Raw genomic sequence first — 21,502 nt, 5'->3', positions numbered from 1 at the left:
GGCCCGGCGAACCGTCAGACGCCCGTGGTGCCGTCGAGGGCCTCGCGCAGCAGGTCGGCGTGGCCGTTGTGGCGGGCGTACTCCTCGATCAGGTGCACCAGGATCCAGCGCAGCGAGGCGGTCTCGGCGCCGAGGACCGCCGCCAACGGAGCAGGCAGCGGTCCGGCCGCGTCCAGCGGCACCCCGCGGGTGAGCTCCCGGCCGTGCTCGACCTCCGCCCGCCAGTCGGCCAGCGCCTGCGCCATCCCGCGCGCGGCGTCCAGCCCGTAACCGTCCGGGTTCTCCGGGCCGTACCGCGGCGGCACCTCCTGGCCGGCGAACACCCGCTGGTACCACGTGCGTTCGACCTCCGTCAGGTGCTGGACCAGCCCGAGCAGGGTCATCGTCGAGGGCGGCACCGAGGCCGTCCGCACCTGTGCGTCGTCCAGCCCGGAGGCCTTCTGCTCCAGGGTGGCCCGCTGGAAGTCCAGCCAGCCCTCCAGCGTGGCCCGTTCGCCTGCCTCCGGCGACGGGATCGGCCGCCCGTCCGGTGTCGTCGTCATGGCCGCCACTGTGCCACGCACCACCGACAGCGGCCCCCGGCGCGGCCGAGCGCGCCGGGAGCCGGTCCGGGGTCAGGCCTGGCCGGTCGTGGAGACCACCACCACCCGGGCCACCGTGCCGTCCTCGTCCACCGAGTCCCGCAGGTGGCGGAAGCCCAGCTTCTCGCACATCGCCAGGCTCGGCGTGTTCTCGGCGCCCACCAGGCCGTAGACCTCCTTGAGGCCCAACTCGTCGGCGGCGTACCGGATCAGGCCGCGGACCACCTCGGTGCCCAGGCCGCGGCCCCAGAACCCGGGGGCGAGGGCGGCGACCAGCTCGTGCCCGTCGACGTTCCCGGTCCGCTTCACCTCCGCGTGGCCCGCGTAGGCGCCGTCCACCCACAGGCCCCAGACGTCGAACAGCCGCTGGGGGTACACATCGCTCAGGATCGCGCGGAACAGCGTGCGCAGCTGCGGTTCGGGCACCAGCTCCTGGCCCATCCAGCGGCAGACCTCGGCGTCGCGGAGCAGGGCGACGAAGTCGTCCTCGTCCTCGGGCCGGTAGGGGACGAACTCCAGGCGTTCGGTGTGCAGCACGGGGGTCACGGCGGCTCCTCTGTCTCGTGGTGGGGCGGTCGGGTCAGGCCTCGGCGTTCTCCATGCGCTCGCGCAGGCTGCGCGGCCGCATGTCGGTCCACACCTCGTCGACGTAGGCGGAGCACTCGGCCTCGGTGCCCTCCTTGCCGACGGGCTGCCAGCCGGCCGGGACGTCGAGGTCGACCGGCCAGAGCGAGTACTGCTCCTCGTCGTTGCGCAGCACCTGGAAGCGGGTGTTCTCGTCCATGGCGTTCCTGCCTCTTCTCGTGGGTCGGTACGGGTCAGCGGGTCAGCGGGTCAGCGGGTCAGCGGGTCAGCGGCCCTGCCGGGCGTGCCGGGCGATGTGGCGCAGCGCCTCGGCGAACTCCTCGGCGGCCCGGCGCACCTCGGCCGGGTCGTGGACGGCGGGGCGGTGGTGCCAGGTGAAGGCGAGCCGGCCCCGCTGGGCGGCGCCGACCACCTCCAGCGGGTGGGAGCCGGGGTCACGGGGGTCGTGGTCCTGGCCGCAGGAGCCGAGTTCGGCGCGGACCAGGCCCTGGCCCCCGGCCTCGGGGCGGGCGTCCCACTGGCCGAGGTAGTTGAAGACCACCTGGCCGTGGGCTGCGGCGGCGAGGCGTTCGCGGACCTCGGGCGGGCCGAAGGTGCGCAGGGCGCCGAAGCCGAGCCCGTTGCCGGGCACGGCGCGCAGTTGCCGGCGGACGGCCTTGACCAGGGCGCGCCAGTCGCGGTCGGGGCCGAGCTGTTCGGGCGCGGGGACATCGAGGCCGACCGGGTGGACGGTGGTGAACCAGCCGACCGTACGGGTCAGGTCGACGCCGTCCAGCAGGTCCTCCCGGCCGTGGCCCTCCAGGTCGAGGCGGATCCGGGACTGCCCGGTCCAGCGGGCCAGGGCGAGGGCGAGGGCGGCCAGCAGCACGTCGTTGACCCGGGTGCGGTAGGCGGCGGGGGCGGCGCGCAGCAGGGCCTCGGTGTCCGCCTCGTCGAGTTCCACCGTGACGGCCGCGGTCTCGGCGCCGGCGCCGGATCCGTCGGCGCGGCCGTCGGCGGGGCCGTCGGCGGGGCGCGCGGGCGGTTCGGCGCGGCCCGTCACCGCCTGCTCCCAGTAGGGCAGTTCGTGGTCGAGGCCGCCCTCGGCGACATGGGCGGCGAGCCGCCGGGCCCAGTCCCGGAAGGAGGTGCCGCGCTCCCCCAGGCCGATCGGGCCGCCCGCGCGGGCCTGGTGGTAGGCGCTCTCCAGGTCGTCGCGCAGCACCCGCCAGGAGACGGCGTCGATCACCAGGTGGTGGGCGACCAGCAGGAGCAGCGGCGGGCGGTCCGGCTCGCCGGTGAAGGTGAACAGGGCGGCGCGCAGCAACGGGCCGTGGGCCAGGTCGAAGCCGCCGTGCAGCTCGTCGGCGGCCTTGGCGAGGGCGCTTTCGGCGGACTCGGGCGACTGCCCGGTCAGGTCGTGGTGGACCAGGAGGTCCGCGGTGCGGGCGGGCGGCGGGTTGAACTGGTGCCAGCCGGAGGCGTCGTGGGTGAAGCGCATCCGCAGCGCGTCGTGGTGCTCCAGCAGGGCGTCCAGCGCGGCCTCCAGGGCTGCGCGCAGGGCGGGTTGGTCGGGGTCGGGGCCGAGTTCGAGCAGCGCGGACTGGTTGAAGTGGTGGTGGGCGGCGCGCGGGGTGGTGAGGAACCACGTCTGGATCGGGGTGAGCGGCACGGCGCCGGTGACCGGTCCGTCGTCGGCGCGGTCGGGGGCGCCGCGCACCACGGTGGCGAGTTCGGCGACGGTCTGGTGGGTGAAGAGGTCGCGGGTGGCCAGGTGCAGGCCGTCCCGGCGCAGTCGGGAGACCACCTGCATGCTGAGGATGGAGTCGCCGCCGAGCAGGAAGAAGTTGTCGTCGGCGCCGACCTGTTCGACGCCGAGGACGTCGGCCCAGATCCGGGCGATCCGGCGTTCGGTGTCGTTCTGCGGCGGGCGGTGCGGGCCGGTCGAGGCCCGCACCGGGCCGGGGTCGGGCAGGGCCCGGCGGTCGGTCTTGCCGTTGGGGGTGAGCGGCAGCCGCTCCAGTGGGACGAACACGGCGGGGACGAGGTGCGGGGGCAGTGACTCGGCGAGCCGGGCGCGCAGTTCGAGGGCGGTGCCGGCCGGGTCGAGGGCGGCGGCGGCCGGGTCTGTGTGGACGACGTGGGCGACCAGCCGCCCGCCGCCGGGGGCGTCGGTGCGGACGGTGACGACGGCGTCGCGCACCAGCGGGCTGCGGCGCAGCGCGCTCTCGATCTCGCCCGGTTCGATCCGGAAGCCGCGCAGCTTGATCTGGTCGTCGGCGCGGCCGCAGTAGCGCAGCCGGCCGTCGGCGTCGCGGCGGGCGAGGTCCCCGGTGCGGTACATCCGCGTGCCGGGGGCGCCGTACGGGTCGGGCAGGAAGCGCCGGGCGGTCAGGCCGGGGCGGCCGAGGTAGCCGCGGGCCAGGCCGGGGCCGGCCAGGTGGAGTTCGCCGGTCACGCCGGGCGGGACGGGGCGCAGGGCGGCGTCGAGCAGGTAGGCGCGGGTGGCGCCGCTGGGGTGGCCGATGGGGGGTGCGGTGCCGGTGCCGGGGGTGAGCGGGCCGGTCCAGGTGGCGACCACGGTGGCCTCGGTGGGGCCGTAGGAGTTGACCATGCGGCGGCCGGGGGCCCAGGTGTCGACCAGGTCGGCGGGGCAGGCTTCGGCGCCGACCACCAGGGTGCGCAGGTCGGGCAGCGCGTCGGCGGTGCCGGGTTCGAGGGTGGCCAGGGCCGCCGGGGGGATCAGGGCGTGGCTGATCCGGCGTCCGGCGAGGGCCTCGGCGAGGCGTTCGCCGACCAGCGGGCCCTCCTCGCCGGTGACCAGGGCGGCGCCGCTGAGCAGGGAGATGCACAGTTCCAGTACGGAGGCGTCGAAGCTGGGCGAGGCGAACTGGAGCACCCGGTCGCCGGGGCCGACGGCGTACTGCCGGGCGGCGGCGGCCGCGAAGGAGGCGAGTCCGGCGTGGGTGACCACGACGCCCTTGGGGGTGCCGGTGGAGCCGGAGGTGTAGACGACGTACGCCGGGTGTCCGGGGGTGAGGGGGGTGGTGCGGTCGGCGTCGGTGGGGGCGGTGTCGGGGCCGTCGGCGGCCCACACCCGGGCGGGGTCGTCGATCAGGACGGTGGCGCCCGCGTCGCGGACCATGAACTCCCGCCGGGCGGGCGGGTAGTCGGGGTCGACCGGGAGGAAGGCGCCGCCGGCCTTGGCGACGGCGAGCTGGGCGACCACGGCGGCCGCCGAGCGGGGCAGGGCGAGGGCGACCAGCCGCTCCGGTCCGATGCCCTCGCGGATCAGCTGCCGGGCCAGGCGGTTGGCCGCGCGGTCGAGTTCGGCGTAGCCGATCACCCGGTCGCCGTCGAGCAGGGCGGGCGCGTCGGGGGTGTGGGCCGCCTGCCGTTCGAACAGCTGGGGCAGGGTCGCCGCCGGCACCGGTGGGAAGTCACCGGTGGCCAGGGCGAGTTCGGCGGCGAGCCGGTCGGGGCCGGCCAGCGGCAGGGAGCCGAGGGCGCACTGCGGGTCCGCGGTGACGGCGGTCAGCAGGGTGGCCAGCTGCTCGGCCATCCGCTCGGCGGTGGCGGACTCGAACAGGTCGGTGTTGTAGGTGAGTTGGCCGTGCAGCGCGCCGTCGTCGCCGCGGGCGAACTCCAGCACCAGGTCGAAGGCCGTGCCGGTGGCGTCGATCGGGACGTCGGTCACCTCCAGGCCCGGCAGGTCGAGTTCGGCCGTCGGGGTGTTCTGCAGGACGACCAGCACCTGGAAGAGCGGGCTGCGGCTGGTGTCGCGCACCGGCTGCACCTCGTCGACCACCCGCTCGAAGGGCACGTCCTGGTGGGCGAAGGCGTCCCGGACGGTCTGCCGGACCTCGGCGAGGAAGGCGGTGAAGGGCTGCCCGGGTTCGATCCGGGAGCGCAGCACCAGGGTGTTGACGAAGAAGCCGATCAGCTGCTGGGTCCCGGGGTGCTCACGGCCGGCGGTGACGGTGCCGACGGCGATGTCCCGGTCGCCGCCGAGCCGGGCCAGGTAGGCCTGGGCGGCGGCGACCAGGGTGGTGAACAGGGTGGCGTCGCCCTCGCGGGCGACCCGGGCGAGCCCCCGGGCGGTGTCGGCGGGCAGGTCGATCCGGACGCTGCCCGCGGAGCTGGTGCGGACCGTCGGCCGGGGCCGGTCGAGCGGCAGCCGGACCGGGTCGATGTCGGCCAACTGCGCCTTCCAGTAAGCGAGCTGGTCGGTGGCGTCGTGGCCGCGCTGCCAGTGGGCGTGGTCAGCGTACTGCACCGGCAGCGGGGCGAGCGGCGGGTGGGCTGGGTCGAGGGCGGCGCGGTAGAGGTGGGCCAGGTCGGTGAGCAGGACGGCGTTGGACCAGCCGTCGGTGACGATGTGGTGCAGGGTCAGGGCCAGGACGTGGTCGGCGTCGGCGAGCCGGACCAGCGCGGGGCGCAGCAGCGGGCCCCGGCGCAGGTCGAAGGGGCGGGCGCGTTCGGCGGCGAGCCGGCCGCGCAGGGCCTCCTCCCGCTCCCCGGGCGGCAGTTCGGCGAGGTCGTGGCGGGGCAGCGGCACCGGGTGGGGCGGGTGGACGAGCTGGACGCCGTGGCCGTCGACGCCGTCGAAGGTGGTGCGCAGCGACTCGTGCCGGGCGACCAGGGCGGTCAGCGCCGTACCGAGGGCGTCGCGGTCCAGCGGGCCGCGCAGCCGCAGGGCGAGGGCGGTCACGTACTCGGCGCCGCCGGGTGCGAACTCCTCCAGGAACCAGAGGCGTTGCTGGGCGTAGGACATCGGCGCCGCGCCGTCCCGGGCGACCGGGACCAGGGGCGCCACGGGGGCGGTGGGCGGCCGGTCCGGGCCGGGCCGCCCGGTGAGCAGTTCGGCCAGTCCGGCCGGGGTGGGATGGTCGAACACCGCGCGGGGCGTCAGCTCGGTGCCGAAGGCCTCGGTGAGGCGGGTGGCGAGGCGGATGCTGAGGATGGAGTCGCCGCCGAGCGCGAAGAAGCCCTCCGTCACGCCGGGCGGGCGGATGCCCAGCACCTCGCCGAAGACCTCGGCGGCCCGGCGTTCGGCCCCGGTGCGCGGCTCGACCCGTTCGGCGGCTCCGGCGGTGTGCCGCTGCTCCGGTGCGGGGAGCGCGGCGCGGTCGACCTTGCCGTTGCGGCTCAGCGGGAGGGCGGTGAGCGGGACGAAGGCGGCGGGGACCAGGTAGTCGGGCAGGGTGCGGGCGGCGAAGTCCCGCAGGCCCTCGGGGTCGGCGGTGCCGACGGTGTAGGCGACCAGCCGGCGGGCGCCGGGCCGGTCGGTGCGGGCGACCACGGCGACGTCGGTCACCCCGGGGTGGGCGGCGAGGGCGGCCTCCACCTCGGCGGGCTCGACCCGGAAGCCGCGGATCTTGACCTGGTCGTCGGCCCGGCCGAGGAACTCGACGGTGCCGTCGTGGCGGCGCCGGGCCACGTCCCCGGTGCGGTACATCCGGGTGCCGGGCGGGCCGTACGGGTCGGCGAGGAAGCGGGCGGCGGTCGCGCCGGGGCGGCCGAGGTAGCCGCGGGCCACGCCCTCGCCGGCGAGGTACAGCTCGCCCGCGCAGCCGGGCGGGACGGGCCGCAGCCGGCCGTCCAGGACGTGGACCCGCCGGTCGTCCAGCGGGCGGCCGATCGGCACGGGGTCGGGGACGGCGGCCGGGTCGGCGAGTTCGTGGGCGGTGGCGAAGGTGGTGGTCTCGGTGGGGCCGTAGCCGTCCACCACGGTCAGCCCGGGGCAGGCGGCCAGCACCCGGCGCACGGCCGTGGCGGGCACCACGTCGCCGCCGGTCCACAGGGTGCGCAGGCCGGCGAAGCAGTCGGGGGCGTCCTGGGCGAGCAGCCGGAAGAGCCCGGCGGTGAGCCAGAGCGCGGTCGGCCCCTGCGGTCCGGCGAGGCGGCGCAGCAGCGCGGCGTCCACCGGACCGGCGGGGGCGACGAGCACGCAGCCGCCGGTCAGCAGCGGGGCCCAGACCTCGAAGGTGGCGGCGTCGAAGGCCACCGGGGAGTGCAGCAGCACCCGGGCGCAGCGGCCGTCGGCGAAGCGGCCGTCGGTGCCGAGCGAGGCGACGTCGCGGTGCCGGACGGCGACGGCCTTGGGCTCGCCGGTGGAGCCGGAGGTGTGCATCACGTAGGCCAGCCGGTCGGGGTCGGCGGGCGGCAGCCGGCCGGGCGCCGGGGCGGTGCGGGCGGCGGCGACCAGGTCGGCGGTGAGCCGCCGGGTGGCACCGGCCCGGGCGAGCAGGGTGCGGCGGCGCTCCTCGGGGGCCCGGAGGTCGACGGGCAGGTAGGCGCCGCCCGCCTTGAGGACGGCCAGTTGGGCGACGACCAGTCGGGTCGAGCGCTCCAGTTCCAGCGCGACCGGCTCCTCGGGGGCCAGGCCCTCGGCGAGCAGCCGGCCGGCGAGCCGGTCGGACCACTCGTCGAGCTGCCGGTACGTCAGCCGGTGTTCGCCCTCGCGCACGGCGGGGGCGTCGGGGGTGCGCCGGACGTGCCCGGCGAGGACGGTCAGCGGGCTGCGGGGTGCGGCCGGGCGGGCGGTGGCCCGCCAGTCGGCGAGCAGGGTGCGGTCGGCCGGGGTGAGCGCCTCCAGCGCGTCGAAGTCGCGGCCGTCGGCGAGGGCCTCGGTGAGGGCGGTGAGCAGCAGGGCGAGCCGGTCGGCGGCGTCCTCGGCGGTCCGGTGGTCGAACAGCGCGGGGTCGTAGGCGAGGTCGAGGCCGAGCCGGTCGCCCAGCTGGGCGCGCAGGCACCAGGGGAAGGTGGTGGCGTCGTCGGCGCGCACCTCGACCACCCGGACGCCGGTGCGGGCCGCGGCGGACTCGTCCACCGGGTAGTTCTCGAAGACCAGCATGCTGTCGAACAGCGGCTCCCCGGCGGGCAGTTCGCCGAGGGCCTGGATCCGGGTCAGGGACAGGTGGTCGTGGGCGCGGGCCTCGCTCTGGCGCGCCTGGAGGTCCCGCAGCCAGGGCAGCACGCCGCCGGGGGCCAGGCGGACCCGGGTGGGGACGGTGTTGATGAACAGGCCGATCATCGACTCCACGCCGGGCAGTTCGGCGGGGCGGCCGGACACGGTGGTGCCGAAGACCACGTCCTCGCCGCCGCCGTGCCGGGCCAGCAGCAGGCCCCAGGCGCCCTCCAGCACGGTGTTGACGGTCAGTCCGGCGGCGGCGGCCCGGTCGCGCAGCCGCCGGGTGAGCGGCTCGTCCAGCTCGCGGTGGACGGCGGCGGTGGAGCGGGCCCGGTGGGCCTCGGCCGGGCGGCGGTCGTACGGGAGCGGGGTGCGGGCGGTGAAGCCGTGCAGGGCGGCGCTCCAGTGCGCCTCGGCGGCGGGCCGGTCGCGTGCGCCCAGCCAGCCCAGGAAGTCCGCGAAGGGGCGGCGGACCGGCCGCGGGGCCTGGGGGCCGCCGGTGAGCGCGGCGTACTCCTCGCAGACCTCGGTGAGCAGCTGGCCGGTGCTCCAGCCGTCCAGGACCAGGTGGTGGGTGGACCACAGCAGCAGCACCTCGTCGCCGGGCAGGGCGGCCAGGGTGAGCCGGGTGAGCGGCGCGGTGGTCAGCTCCATCGGGGTGGCCCGCTCCTCTGCGAGCAGCCGGTCGGTCTCGGCCGCCAGCTGCTGCCGGTCCGGGTCGCCGAGGTCGAGGTGGCGCACGGGCAACACGGCGTGCCGGGCGACCAGTTGGACGGGGTGCGGCAGGCCGCGCCAGTGCACGGCGGAGCGCAGCGCCGGGGTGCGGTCGGCGACCCGCTGCCAGGCGGCGGCGAAGGCCCGCGGGTCGCCGACCCCGGCGAGGCGCACCGCGATCCGGTCGACGTAGGCGTCCTCGGTGTCGACCAGGCCGTGGAAGAGCATGCCGGACTGCAGCGGGGTGAGCGGCAGCACGTCCTCGGTCTCGCGGCCGTCGCCGACCAGCCGGTCCAGCTGGGGCTGGTCGAGGCCGGCCAGCGGGAAGTCGGACGGGGTGCGCCCGCCGGCGTCGGGCCGGGCGCAGTGCTCGGCCAGTTCGCGCAGGGCGGTGCGCATCTCCTCGGCGAGGCCGCGGACGGTGGCCTCCTGGTAGATCTCCGCGGGGTAGGTCCAGGCCAGTTCGAGGCGGCCGTCCTGGACGGCTCCGGTGACCTCCAGCAGGTAGGGGCGCGGTTCGTCCGGGTCGGTGTCGCGCCCGGCCGGGGGCAGCTGGCCGCGGACCAGGCCGTCGGCGCCGGGGCCGTCGCCGGATTCGACGCTGTCGGGGTCGACGACGCCGGGGTCGAAGCGGCCGTGGTAGTTGAAGCCGACCTGCGGGGCGGCGCCGCCGGTCAGCGGGCCGTCCGGGTGGAGGTACCGCAGCGCGCCGTGGCTCAGGCCGCGCAGCGGGACGGCGCGCAGCTGCTCCTTGACGGCCCGCAGGGTGTGGTGCCAGCCCGCGGCCGGGTCGACGCGCAGGGCGAGCGGGAACTCCGCGGTGAACCAGCCGACGGTGCGGGAGAGGTCGAGGTCGTCGAAGAGGTCCTCGCGGCCGTGCCCCTCGACGCCGATCAGCACCTCGTCCCGGCCGCACCAGCGGGCCAGGGTGCGGCCCAGGGCGCTGAGCAGCACGTCGTTGACCTGGGTGCGGTAGGCGGCGGGCGCCTCACGCAGCAGGGCCGCGGTGGTGGCCCGGTCCAGGGTCACGGCGAGGGTGGCGGCGCCGGCCTGGGTGTTGGCGCCGGGGCGGCCGGCGGGCAGTGCGGCCGGGGCCGCGCCGGTGCGGGTCCAGTGGGCGGTGTGGGCGTCCAGGGCGCCCGCGCGGGTGTGCCGCTCCAGCCGGGCGGCCCACCGGCCGTGGGTGGTGCCCTCCGGGGGCAGGGTGACCGGGGCGCCGGTGCGGGCGGCGTGGTGGGCGGTGTCGAGGTCGGCCAGCAGGATCCGCCAGGACACCCCGTCGACGGCCAGGTGGTGGACGGTGAGGACGAGTTGGCCGGGCTGCCGCGGGCCGCGGTCGAAGAACAGGGCGCGCACGGTGCGGCCCTGGACCGGGTCGAGCGAGCGCTGGGCGGCGTCGGTGGCGTGCTGGACCTCGGCCTCCAGGGCGGCGGGGTCGAGGCCGGCGGCCGGGTGGTGGGTGAACAGGCCGCCGGGCGGCTGCTCGGCGACCTCCTGGCGCCAGCCGTCCGGGCCCGGGCGGAAGCGGGTGCGCAGCGCCGGGTGGTGCCGGACCAGGGCGTGGACGGCTTCGCGCAGGGCCGTCGGGTCGGTGCCGGGGGCGAGTTCCAGGCGCTGGGTCATGGTGAAGCGCAGCGGTTCGCCGGGGCGGCGGGTGTCCAGGTACCAGTGCTGGATCGGGGTGAGCGGCGCCTCGGCGGGCTCCGCCTCGACGTCCTGGCGTTCGGCCAGTTCCTCGGTGAACAGGGCCAGTTCGGCCACGCTCTGGTGCCGGAAGACGTCCTTGGTGGTCAGCGCCAGCCCGGCGGCCCGGGCCCGGGAGACGATCTGGATGCTCAGGATGGAGTCGCCGCCGAGCGCGAAGAAGTTGTCCCGGGCGCCGACCCGTTCGACGCCGAGCACCTGGGCCCAGATCTCGGCGAGCCGCTGCTCGGTGCCGGGCGCCGGGGCGACGTACGGGGTGGAGCGGTCGGGCTGGGCGGGCGGTGCGGGCAGGGCGCGGCGGTCGGTCTTGCCGCTGACGGTGCGCGGGATCCGGACCAGCGGGACGAAGGCGGCGGGCACCAGGTGGTCGGGCAGGGTGCGCCGCAGCCAGGCCCGCAGGTCGTCGGCGGGCGGCACCCGGTCGGCGGCCGGTACCGGGTAGCCGACCAGCACGGTGCGCCCGGCGTGCTCGCGGGCGGCGACCGCGCAGTCGGCGAGGTCCGGGTGGGCCAGCAGGGCGGCCTCCACCTCACCGGGTTCGATCCGGAAGCCGCGGATCTTGACCTGTTCGTCGGCCCGGCCGAGGAACTCCAGCTGTCCCCGGGCGTCCCGGCGGGCCAGGTCGCCGGTGCGGTACATCCGGGAGCCGGGCGGGCCGTACGGGTCGGCGAGGAAGCGGGCGGCGGTCAGGCCGGGCCGGTTCAGGTAGCCGCGGGCGACCTGGGCGCCGGCCAGGTACAGCTCCCCCGGCATGCCGGGCGGCACCGGGCGCAGCGCGCCGTCCAGCACGTGGGCGCTCAGGCCCCGGCCGGGGCGGCCGATGACGGGGCGCTCGGGGTGGTCGGCGCAGCGGGCCCAGGTGGCGTCGACGGTGCACTCGGTGGGCCCGTACACGTTGTACGCGGTGACGCCGAAGTCGGCCCGGGCGGAGGCGAGTTGACGCCAGGTGGCGGCGGGGACGGCCTCGCCGCCGACCAGCAGCAGCCGGGGGTGGTGGCGGCCGGGGGCGAGCAGCCCGGCGGCGGTGAGTTCACGCAGGAAGGACGGGGTGACGTTGACCAGGTCGAGGCGGCGGTCGGCGACCAGCGCGCAGAAGGCCTGCGGGTCCAGTCGGACGTCCTCGTCGATCAGGTGGATCTCCTGGCCGAGGGCGAGCAGCAGCGGGCCCTCCCAGCTGGTGTCGAAGGAGAAGGAGGCGCTGAGCGCGACCCGCAGCCGTTCGCCGTCGGCGGTGTGCGGGTCGACCAGGCCGAGCCGGTGGTCGCGGCAGAGGTTGACCAGCTGGCGGTGTTCGACGGCGACGCCCTTGGGGCGGCCGGTGGAGCCGGAGGTGAAGACCACGTAGGCGGTGCTGGACGGGTGCAGCGGCGACGTCCGGTCGGCGTCGGTCAGGTCGTGGTCGGGCAGGCTCTCCCAGGGCGTCCCGCGCAGGGTGCGCTCGGTCAGCACGGCCTGCGGCCGGGCGTCGTCGAGCAGCAGCGCGGCGCGCTCCTCGGGCAGCTCCGGGTCGACGAAGAGCACCGCGGCGCCGGCCTTGAGCACCGCGAACAGGGCCACCAGCAGTTCGGAGCCGCGCGGCAGCCGGATCGCGACCAGCTGCTCGGGGCCGGCGCCGAGGGCGACCAGGTGGCGGGCCAGCCGGTTGGCGCGGGCGTTGAGTGCGGCGAAGTCGAGGGTGGCGTCCCGGGCGACCAGGGCGGTGGCGTGCGGGGTGCGGGCGGCCCGGGCCTCGAACAGGGCGGTGAAGGTGGTGTCGGGCGCCGGCGGCAGCGGTTCGCCGTACCCCTGCCGCAGGGTGCGGTCGCGCTCCTCGGCGGTCATCAGCGGCAGGGCGCCGACCGGGGTGTCCGGGCCGTCGGCGACGGCCGTCAGCAGCACGGTGAGCCGCTCGGCCAGCAGTTCGGCGGTGCGGGCGTCGAACAGCGCGGTGCTGTACTCCAGGTGGCCGGTGAGGCCGCCGTCGCGTTCGACGAAGTCGAAGGAGAGGTCGAAGCCGGCGGTGCGCACCGGCGGGGTGAGCGGCTGCGCCGTCAGCCCGGGCAGCCGGGGTGCCTCGGCGCCGAGGTTGTGCAGGGCCACCATGACCTGGAAGAGCGGGGTGCGGCTGGTGTCCCGCTCCGGCTGGAGGGCGTCCACCAGCCGTTCGAAGGGCACCTCCTGGTGGGCCAGGGCGTCGAGCAGGGTGCCGCGGGCCCGGGCCAGCAGCGCGCGGAACGGCTCCTCCGGGCGGACGGTGCCGCGCAGCACCAGGGTGTTGACGAACATGCCGACCACGTCGTGGAGTTCGCCCTGCTCGCGGCCGGAGGTGACGGTGCCGACGGCGAAGTCCCGCTGCCCGGACCAGCGGGCCAGCAGCACCTGGCAGGCCGCCAGCAGCACGGTGTACAGGGTGGCGTCGGCCTCCCGGCCGCGTTCGCGCAGCCGACCGGTCAGCTCGGCGGGCAGGGTGAAGGTGACCAGCGCGCCCTCGGTGTCGCGTACGGCCGGGCGCGGCCGGTCGGTGGGCAGTTCCAGCGGCGGCAGCCCGGCCAGGGTCTTCCGCCAGTGGTCGAGCTCCGCCTCGGCGCGGTCGCCGCGGCCGCGCTGCCAGGCGGCGAAGTCGATGTAGCGGACGGGCAGTTCGGGCAGCTCGGGGCGGCGGCCGGCGAGCGCGGCGGCGTACAGCTCACCGAGGTCGCGGCCGAGCACGCCGATCGACCAGCCGTCGGTGACGATGTGGTGCACCGCCAGGACGAGCACGTGCTCGTCCGGGGCCGTCCGGGCCAGCCGGGCGCGCAACAGCGGGCCGGCGGCCAGGTCGAAGGGGGCGACGGCGATCCGCTCCAGCAGCGCCTCCAGGGCGGCCGGGTCGAGGTCCTCGCAGGGCAGCTCGACGGGGTACGGCGGGTGGACCACCTGCCGGGCCACGCCGTCCCGTTCGGCGAAGGTGGTGCGCAGCGCCGGGTGCCGTTCGACCAGGGCGTCCAGGGCCGCGCCCAGGGCGCCCGGGTCGAGCGTGCCGCGCAGTCGCAGGGCGGACAGCGTGGTCCAGTCGGTGCCGCCCGGCTGGAAGCGGTCGAGGAACCAGAGCCGCTGCTGGGCGTACGACAGCGGCGGTTCGGCGGCGTCGGCGTCCGCGAGGACCGGGATGACCGGGCCGACGGCCGGGCCGGCGGCCGGGCCGATGACCGGGCCGGCGGCCGGGCCGGATCCGGCGGGTTGCCCGCCCCCGGCGGCCGCGAGCGCCTCGGCGAGCCGGGCCAGCACGGGGTGGTCGAACAGCACCCGGGGGGAGAGCTCAGCCCGGCCGAAGGCCTCGCGCAGCCGGGCGGTGGCCCGCACGGCGAGGATGGAGTCGCCGCCGAGCGCGAAGAAGTCGTCCTCGGCGGCGATCTCGCCGGTGTCCAGCACGGCCGCCCAGGCCCGCGCCACCAGCCGCTCGGCCAAGGTGCGCGGTGCGGTGCGGTCCCGGCCGGCCGTCCCCGGGTAGCCGTCCGGTCCGGGGGCGGGCAGTGCGCGCCGGTCGAGCTTGCCGTTGGGGGTGAGCGGCAGCGCCGCCATCGGGACGTAGCCGGCGGGCACCAGGTAGGCGGGCAGCAGCCGCTCCAGGTGGGCGCGCAGTTCGGCGGCGGACGGCGGCTCGGCCGCGCCCTCCCCGGCGACGACGTGGGCGACCAGCCGGCGGGTGCCGCCGGCGTCCTGGTGCACGCCCACGGCGGCCTGGCCGACGCCGGGGTGGGTGAGCAGGGCGGCCTCGACCTCGCCGGGCTCGATCCGGAAGCCGCGGATCTTGACCTGCTGGTCGGACCGGCCCAGGTAGTGCAGGGTGCCGCCGTCGGCCGACCGGCGGGCCCGGTCGCCGGTGCGGTACATCCGGGTGCCCGGAGCGCCGAAGGGGTCGGCGAGGAAGCGGGCGGCGGTCAGCCCGGGCCGGTTCAGGTAGCCGCGGGCCAGGCCCTCCCCCGCCACGTACAGCTCGCCGACCGCGCCCGGGGGGACGGGTGCGAGGTCGGCGTCCAGCAGGTACAGCCGCAGGTCGGCCAGGCCGTCGCCGATCGGGGCCGGGCCGCCCGCGGCGGCGGTGGCGGCGTCCAGCGGGGCGTGGGTGACGTGCACGGTGGTCTCGGTGATGCCGTACATGTTGACCAGGCGCGGGGCGTCCTGGGGGTGGCGGGCGTACCAGTCGGCGAGCCGGGTGACGTCCAGCGCCTCGCCGCCGAAGACGACCGTGCGCAGCGCCAACCGGCGTGACAGTTCCGGGTGTTCGGCGTCGGCGCGGATCAGCGGCCGGAACGCGGACGGGGTCTGGTTGAGCACCGTGACGCCCTCGTCGGCGAGCAGCCGGAGGAACGCCTCCGGGTCGCGGGCGGTGTCCGCGGGCACCACGACCAGTCGGCCGCCGTGCAGCAGCGGGCCCCAGAGCTCCCAGACCGAGAAGTCGAAGGTGTAGGAGTGGAACAGCGTCCAGACGTCCTGCGGGCCGAAACCGAGGAGCTCCCGGGTGTGGTCGAACAGCCGGACCACGTTGGCGTGCGGCACCACGACGCCCTTGGGACGGCCGGTGGAGCCGGAGGTGTAGATGGCGTAGGCGGGGCTGTCGGGCAGCGGGCGGTGGCGGGGGCCGAGCGGGGCGGCCGGGCGGCGGTCCAGGTCGGCGCGCACGGCGCGGTCCGCCAGGGCGACCACCGGCACGTCGGCGGGCCCGGCGGTGAGCGTCACCAGGGCCACCGGGGCGGCGTCGCCGAGCAGTTCGGCGCGGCGCTCGGCGGGCAGGTCCGGGTCGAGCGGCAGGTAGGCCGCGCCGGTCTTGAGCACGGCGAGCACGGCGACCACCAGCTCGGCCGTCCGGGGCAGCGCGAGGGCGACGAACCGCTCGGGCCCGGCGCCGAGTTCGGCCAGCCGGTGGGCCAACCGGGCTGCTCGGGCGTCCAGTTCGGCGTAGTCGAGGTGCTCGGCGCCGCAGCTGACGGCCCGGGCGTGCGGGGTGCGCTCGGCCTGGGCCTCGAAGAGGTCCACCAGGGTGCGCCGGGGCCGGGCCGGGAGGGTGCCCGGGCCGGTCGCCCGGCGGCGCTCCTCGGGCGTGGTCCAGGCGAGTTCGCGCAGCGGCCGGTCCAGGCCGTCGGCCAGCCCGGTGAGCAGCAGGCAGAGCCGCCCGGCGAGGGCGCGGACGGTCGCGGCGTCGAACAGCTCCGGGTCGTACCCGAGGTCGAAGCCGAGCCGCTCCCCCTGGTGGGCGCGCAGCACCAGCGGGAAGTTGGTGGCGTCCCGGGAGGCGACCTCGGCCAGCCGCACCCCGGTGCCGGCCGCGCGGGCGTCGTCGAAGGGGTAGTTCTCGAAGGCGACGATGCTGTCGAACAGCGCGCCGCCCGGGGGCAGGTCGCTGTAGCCGGTGAGTTCGGCGAGCGAGACGGCGGCGTGCCGCCGGGCCTCGGCCTGGTCCTCCTGGAGTGCGCGCAGCCAGTCGGCGGCGGTGCGCCCGCTCTCCACCCGGACCCGGGTGGGCAGCGTGTTGATGAACAGGCCGATCATCGACTCCACGCCGGGCAGGTCCTCGGGGCGGCCGGAGACCGTGGTGCCGAACAGCACCTCCGGCTCGCCGGCGTAGCGGGCCAGCAGCAGCGCCCAGGCGCCCTGCACCACCGTGCCGAGGGTGAGCCCGGCCCGGCGGGCCGTGTCGGCGAGCCGTCCGGAGACCTCCTCGGACAGTCCCGCGCGGTGGCTCTGCGCCGAGCGGGCCCGGTGGGCCTCGCGCCGGGCCCGGTCGGCGGGCAGCGGGGTGGCGTCGGCGAAGCCCGCGAGTACGCCCCGCCAGTGGGCCCGGGCGGCGGCGGTGTCCCGGGCGGCCAGCCAGCGCACGTAGTCGCCGAAGGGGCGGCGCACCGCGGGGGCGGAGGCGGTGCCGGTGGTGAGGGCGGCGTACTCCTCGAACACCTCGGTGAGCACCTGGGCGAGGCTCCAGCCGTCCAGGATCAGGTGGTGGGAGGTCCAGAGCAGGTGCAGCCGGGCCTCCGGCAGCCGGACCAGGGTGAGCCTGGTCAGCGGGGCGGTGGCGATGTCCAGGCCCAGGGCGAGGTCCTCGGCGCGCAGCCGCTCCAGGCGTTCGGCCCGCTGCGCCGGGTCGAGGGCCCGCAGGTCGTGCTGGGTGACGGGCAGTCGGACGCCGCGGCGTACCAGCTGGAGCGGGGCGGGCACGCCCTCCCAGACCACCGAGGTGCGCAGGGCGGGCGTGCGGTCGGTGACCCGCTGCCAGGCGAGGGCGAAGGCCTGCGGGTCGGCGACGCCGTCCAGCAGCAGGGCGGCCTGGTCGAGGTAGACGTCGTCGGGGCCGCCGACCAGCCGGTGGAAGAGCATGCCCTCCTGGAGCGGGGTGAGCGGCAGCAGGTCCTCGACGTCCCGGCCGTCGCCGACGACGCGGTCCAGGGCGGCCTGGTCCAGCCCGGCGAGCGGGAAGTCGGAGGGGGTGCGGCCGCCCGCGCCGGGGCGGGCGCAGTGCTCGACGAGAGCGAGGAGCGCCGCGGCGGTGGCCTCGGCGAGGGCGCGGACGGTGGCGCTCTCGTGCACCTGGTCGCTGTAGTGCCAGGTGAGTTCCAGCTCGCCGTCGGCGACCACGGCGGAGACGTCCAGCAGGTGGTCCAGCGGCTCCCCGGGGGCGAGCTCCCGGCCGGGCGCCGGGCCGGCCGGGGCGAAGTCGCCGCCGGCGGGGGCGGTCCACTGGCCGTGGTAGTTGAAGCAGACCTGCGGCAGCGGGGCGTCCCGCAGGGCGCGGGCCGCCGGGTCGTCCTGGCGCAGCCTGGCCAGCGCCTCGAAGCTCAGGCCCCGGTGCGGGAGGGAGCGCAGCCGCTCCTTGACCCGCTTGAGGGTGGCACCCCAGTCGGGCGCTCCGGCCGGGCCGGCGGGGGCGAGGGTGACGGGGTACCGGGTGGTGAACCAGCCGACCGTACGGCTGAGGTCGAGGCCGTCGAACAGGTCCTCGCGGCCGTGGCCCTCCAGGGCGACGGTGACCTCCGCCTCGCCGGTCCAGTCGGCGAGGGCCCGGCCGAGGGCGCTCAGCAGCACGTCGTTGACCTGGGTGCGGTAGACCTCGGGGACGCTGCGCAGCAGGGCCGCGGTGGTGGCGGTGTCCAGGCGGGTGCGCAGGGTGCGCACGGAGCCGGCGGTCGGGGTGCCGGGGTGGTCGACGGGCAGTGGGCGGGCCGGCTGCCCGGTCCGGTCCGTCCAGTACGGGAGGGCCGGGTCGAGCGCGCCCGAGCGGACGTGTTCGGCGAGCCGGTGGGCCCAGTCGGTGAAGGGGACCGGCTCGGGCTCCAGCTCGGGCGTGGCGCCGGACTCGGCCTGCCGGTAGGCCCGTTCGAGGTCGGCGAGCAGCACCCGCCAGGAGACGCTGTCCACGGCCAGGTGGTGGGCGGTCAGCAGGAGTTGGGGCCGGGCGCCGTTGGGTGCCGGGAACAGGACGGCGCGCAGCAGGGCGCCGGTGGCCGGGTCGAGGCGGGCGCGGGCGGCGTCGGCGGCCTCGGCCCGGCTGTGGGCCGGGTCGGCCGTGCTCAGCGGTGCGGTGTCCGGGGTGTCCACGGGCTGTTGGCGCCGGCCGTCGGGGCCGTCGGTGAAGCGGGTGCGCAGCGCCGGGTGCACGGCGACCAGGGCCCGCAGGGCGGCCTCCAGCGCGGGCGGGTCGAGCCGGTGCGGCAGGTCGAGCAGCAGCGACATGGTGAAGTGCCGCAGCGGGCCGTGGTCGGCGAGGAACCACTCCTGTACCGGGGTGAGCGGGGCGGGTTCGTCCGTACGGCGCGGCGCGGGGACGGGACGCACCGGGGCACCGGCCGGGCGGGCGGCGGCGGCCAGGTCGGCGACGCTCTGGTGGCGGAAGACGTCCTGGGAGCCGATCAGCAGCCCGGCCGCGCGGGCCCGGGAGACGGCCTGGATGCTCAGGATGGAGTCGCCGCCGAGCTCGAAGAAGTTGTCGGTGACGCCGACCCGGGGCACCCCGAGCACCTCGGCCCAGATCGCCGCCAGGGTCTGCTCCTCGGGGGTCCGCGGGGCGACGAACTCCCTTTCCGGCACGTGGACTTCGGGGGCGGGCAGGGCGCGGCGGTCCAGTTTGCCGCTGGTGCTGAGCGGCAGGGCGTCCAGGGCGGTGTAGGAGGCGGGCACCAGGTGGTCGGGCAGGGTGCGGCGCAGCGCCGCCCGCAGGTCGGCGGCGGTCCGGGCGGCGCCGTCGGCGAACACCAGGTAGGCGGCCAGCCGGGTGTGGCCGTGCCGGTCGGGTACGGCGGCGACGGCGGCCGCGGCGACCCCGGGCAGGTCCAGCAGGGCCGCCTCGACCTCGCCGGGCTCGATCCGGTGGCCGCGCACCTTGACCTGGTCATCGGCGCGCCCGAGGTACTCCAGCCGTCCGTCGGCCGTCCAGCGGGCCAGGTCGCCGGTGCGGTACATCCGGGCCCCGGGCGGGCCGTACGGGTCGGCGGTGAACCGGGCGGCGGTCAGGCCGGGGCGGCCGGCGTAGCCGCGGGCGAGCTGCTCGCCGGCCAGGTGGAGCTGGCCGGCGACCCCGGGCGGCACCGGCCGGAGCCGGTCGTCCAGGACGTACGCCCGCAGGTTGGGCAGCGGGCGCCCGATCAGCGGGCGGTCCTCGGCGGCGATCCGGCAGGCCAGCGCGTCGACGGTGCACTCGGTGGGGCCGTAGTAGTTGTACGCGGCGACGTCCGGGTGGGCGGCGAGTTCGCGCCAGAGCCGGGGGCCGACCGCCTCGCCGCCGAGCATCAGCACCCGGGGGCGGTGCCGGGGGTCGTCGAGCAGTCCGGCGGGCAGCAGTTGGCGCAGGTAGGAGGGGGTGAGGTCGAGGAAGTCGATGCGGTGGCGGACCACGTACTCGACCAGGGCGGCCGGGTCCGTCCGGGTGGTCTCGTCGACCAGGTGCAGCGGGTGGCCGTCGGCCAGCAGCAGCACGCCCTCCAGGGAGGTGTCGAAGGAGAACGAGGCGGTCAGCGCGACCCGCAGCGGGCCGCCGCCGGCCTCGGCGACGAAGCCGGCCCGGTGCGCGGCGAGCAGGTGGGCCAGCGCGCGGTGCGGGACGGCGACGCCCTTGGGGCGGCCGGTGGAGCCGGAGGTGTACAGCACGTAGGCGGTGTGGGAAGGGTCCAGCGGGGCGGTGCGGTCGGCGTCGCCGGGGTCGCTGGCGGGGCCGTCGGCGGGCAGCGCGCGCAGCGCCGCCTCGTCCAGGACCAGGGCCGGGCGGGCGTCCGAGAGCAGGAACCCGACGCGTTCGGCGGGCAGCGCGCGGTCCAGCGGCAGGTAGCCGGCGCCGGCCTTCCAGACGGCCAGGATCGCGGTGATCATGTCGGCGGTGCGCGGCAGGTGCAGCGCGACCAGCTGTTCGGGGCCGATGCCGCGGGCGATCAGCTGGTGGGCGAGGCGGTTGGCGCGGGTGTTGAGCTCCGCGTAGCCGATCGTCTCGCCCCCGGCGACCAGGGCGGGGGCGTCGGGTGTCAGGGCCGCCCGGCGCGCCAGCAGTTCGGGGTGGGTGGCGGGTTCGACGGGCAGCCCGGTGCCGCTCCCGTCGTGGACGAGCTGCCGGGTCTGCGCCGGGGAGAGCAGCGGCAGAGTGCCGAGCGGGCGGTCCGGTTCGGCGGCGGCGCCGGCCAGCAGGCGGAGCAGCTGGTCGGCGGTGCGGCGGGCGGTGGCCGGGTCGATGAGGTCGGCGCGGTACTCCAGCAGGCCGGTGAGCGCCTCGCCGTCGGGGACGAACTCCACGCTGAGGTCGAAGGTGGCGGCCTGCCGGGGCACGTCCACCGGGGTGATCGCGGTGCCGGCCGGGGCGGTGGCCGCGGGCGGTGCGGGGTGCAGCAGCACCAGGACGTCGAACAGCGGGTTGCGGCCGGCCTCGCGGGGCGCGGCCACCGCCTCGACCACCCGCTCGAAGGGCGTGTCCCCGTGCGCGAGGGCCTCGTTGCCGGTCCTGGTGGCGGCCGCCAGCAGGTCGCGGAAGGACCCGGCCGGGTCGGCCCGGGTGCGCAGCACGACCGTGTTGACGAAGCAGCCGACGGCCCGCTCCAGTTCGGTGCGGGTGCGCCCGGGCGTCAGCGAGCCGACGGTGACGTCCGGCTGCCCGGACCAGCGGGCCAGCAGCGCCTGGACGCCGGCCGTCAGGGCGGTGTTCAGGGTGCCGTGCTGCTCGGCGGCGAGCGCGCGCAGCCGGGCGGTGAGCGCGGCGGGGACGGTGAAGGGGTGGACGGCGCCGGGGCCGGCCTCCTCGCCGCGCCGGGGGTGGTCCAGCGGCAGTTCGGGGGGCACCGCTCCGGCCAGTCGTTCCTTCCAGTGGGCCAGCTGTCTGTCCGCCCGGGGCCCGGTGTGCTGCTCGCGCTGCCAGGCCGCGTAGTCCGGGTACTGGACGGCGACGGGCGGCAGCCGCGGGGCCTCGTCGCGGGCCAGCGCCGCGTAGGCGGTGCACAGTTCGTCCAGGACCACGCCCATCGACCAGCCGTCGGTGACGATGTGGTGGGCGGTCAGCTGGAGCACGTGGGAGTGCTCGGACTCGCGCAGCAGCAGGGCGCGCAGCAGCGGTCCGTGCCGCAGGTCGAAGGGGCGGGAGTACTCGGCGAGCAGCAGGGCGTCCAGTCCGCCGCCCCGGTCGGCATCGCCGTCGACCTCGCGGACGGGCAGCGGCACCGGCCCGGCCGGCCGTACGGTCGGCACCGGGCGGCCGTCGGCCTCCTCGAAGACGGTCCGCAGCGCCTCGTGCCGGGCGACCACGGCGGTCAGCGCCCCGCCGAGCGCCGTGCGGTCCAGCGGCCCGGTGAACCGGACGGCGAGCGCGCTGTTGTAGCGCGGGTCGCCGGGCCGCAGCCGGTCCAGGAACCAGAGCCGCTGCTGGACGGAGGACGGCGGCAGCGGCCGGTCGCGGTCGGCGCGCGGGATGCCCGCCGGGGCGGCGGCGGACGTCCCGGCCAGCCGGAGCCGGAGCGCTTCCCGCAGATCGGCGGGCAGGGCGGCCGCCCGGTCCCGCCGTGCGGGCCCCGGGGGTGTCGAAGGCGTCGAAGGCGTCATGGTCGTC

General features: G+C 77.3%; 4 protein-coding genes. All 4 read right to left on the bottom strand.

The window, feature by feature from the left end:
- Window positions 1-14 precede the first annotated feature (14 nt).
- Window positions 15-542 (bottom strand): DinB family protein, encoded by a 528-nt coding sequence (locus ACZ58X_RS17495; RefSeq protein ID WP_470334510.1) that lies wholly within the window; start codon window positions 540-542, stop codon window positions 15-17.
- 72 nt (window positions 543-614) lie between these two features.
- Window positions 615-1,127 (bottom strand): GNAT family N-acetyltransferase, encoded by a 513-nt coding sequence (locus tag ACZ58X_RS17490; RefSeq protein ID WP_470334509.1) that lies wholly within the window; start codon window positions 1,125-1,127, stop codon window positions 615-617.
- Between the two features lie 34 nt (window positions 1,128-1,161).
- Window positions 1,162-1,365, bottom strand: a complete 204-nt coding sequence (locus ACZ58X_RS17485; protein WP_470334508.1) for an MbtH family protein — start codon at window positions 1,363-1,365, stop codon at window positions 1,162-1,164.
- A gap of 66 nt (window positions 1,366-1,431) precedes the next feature.
- Window positions 1,432-21,495 carry a non-ribosomal peptide synthase/polyketide synthase gene (locus ACZ58X_RS17480; protein WP_470334507.1) on the bottom strand — a complete coding sequence of 6,688 codons (20,064 nt, stop codon included), beginning with the start codon at window positions 21,493-21,495 and terminating at the stop codon, window positions 1,432-1,434.
- Window positions 21,496-21,502 lie beyond the last annotated feature (7 nt).

It is taken from the genome of Kitasatospora sp. NPDC040550 (genome assembly GCF_055594965.1).
The sequence above is the reverse complement of the archived record's forward strand: the minus strand, read 5'-3'. Positions and strand labels throughout refer to the sequence as shown.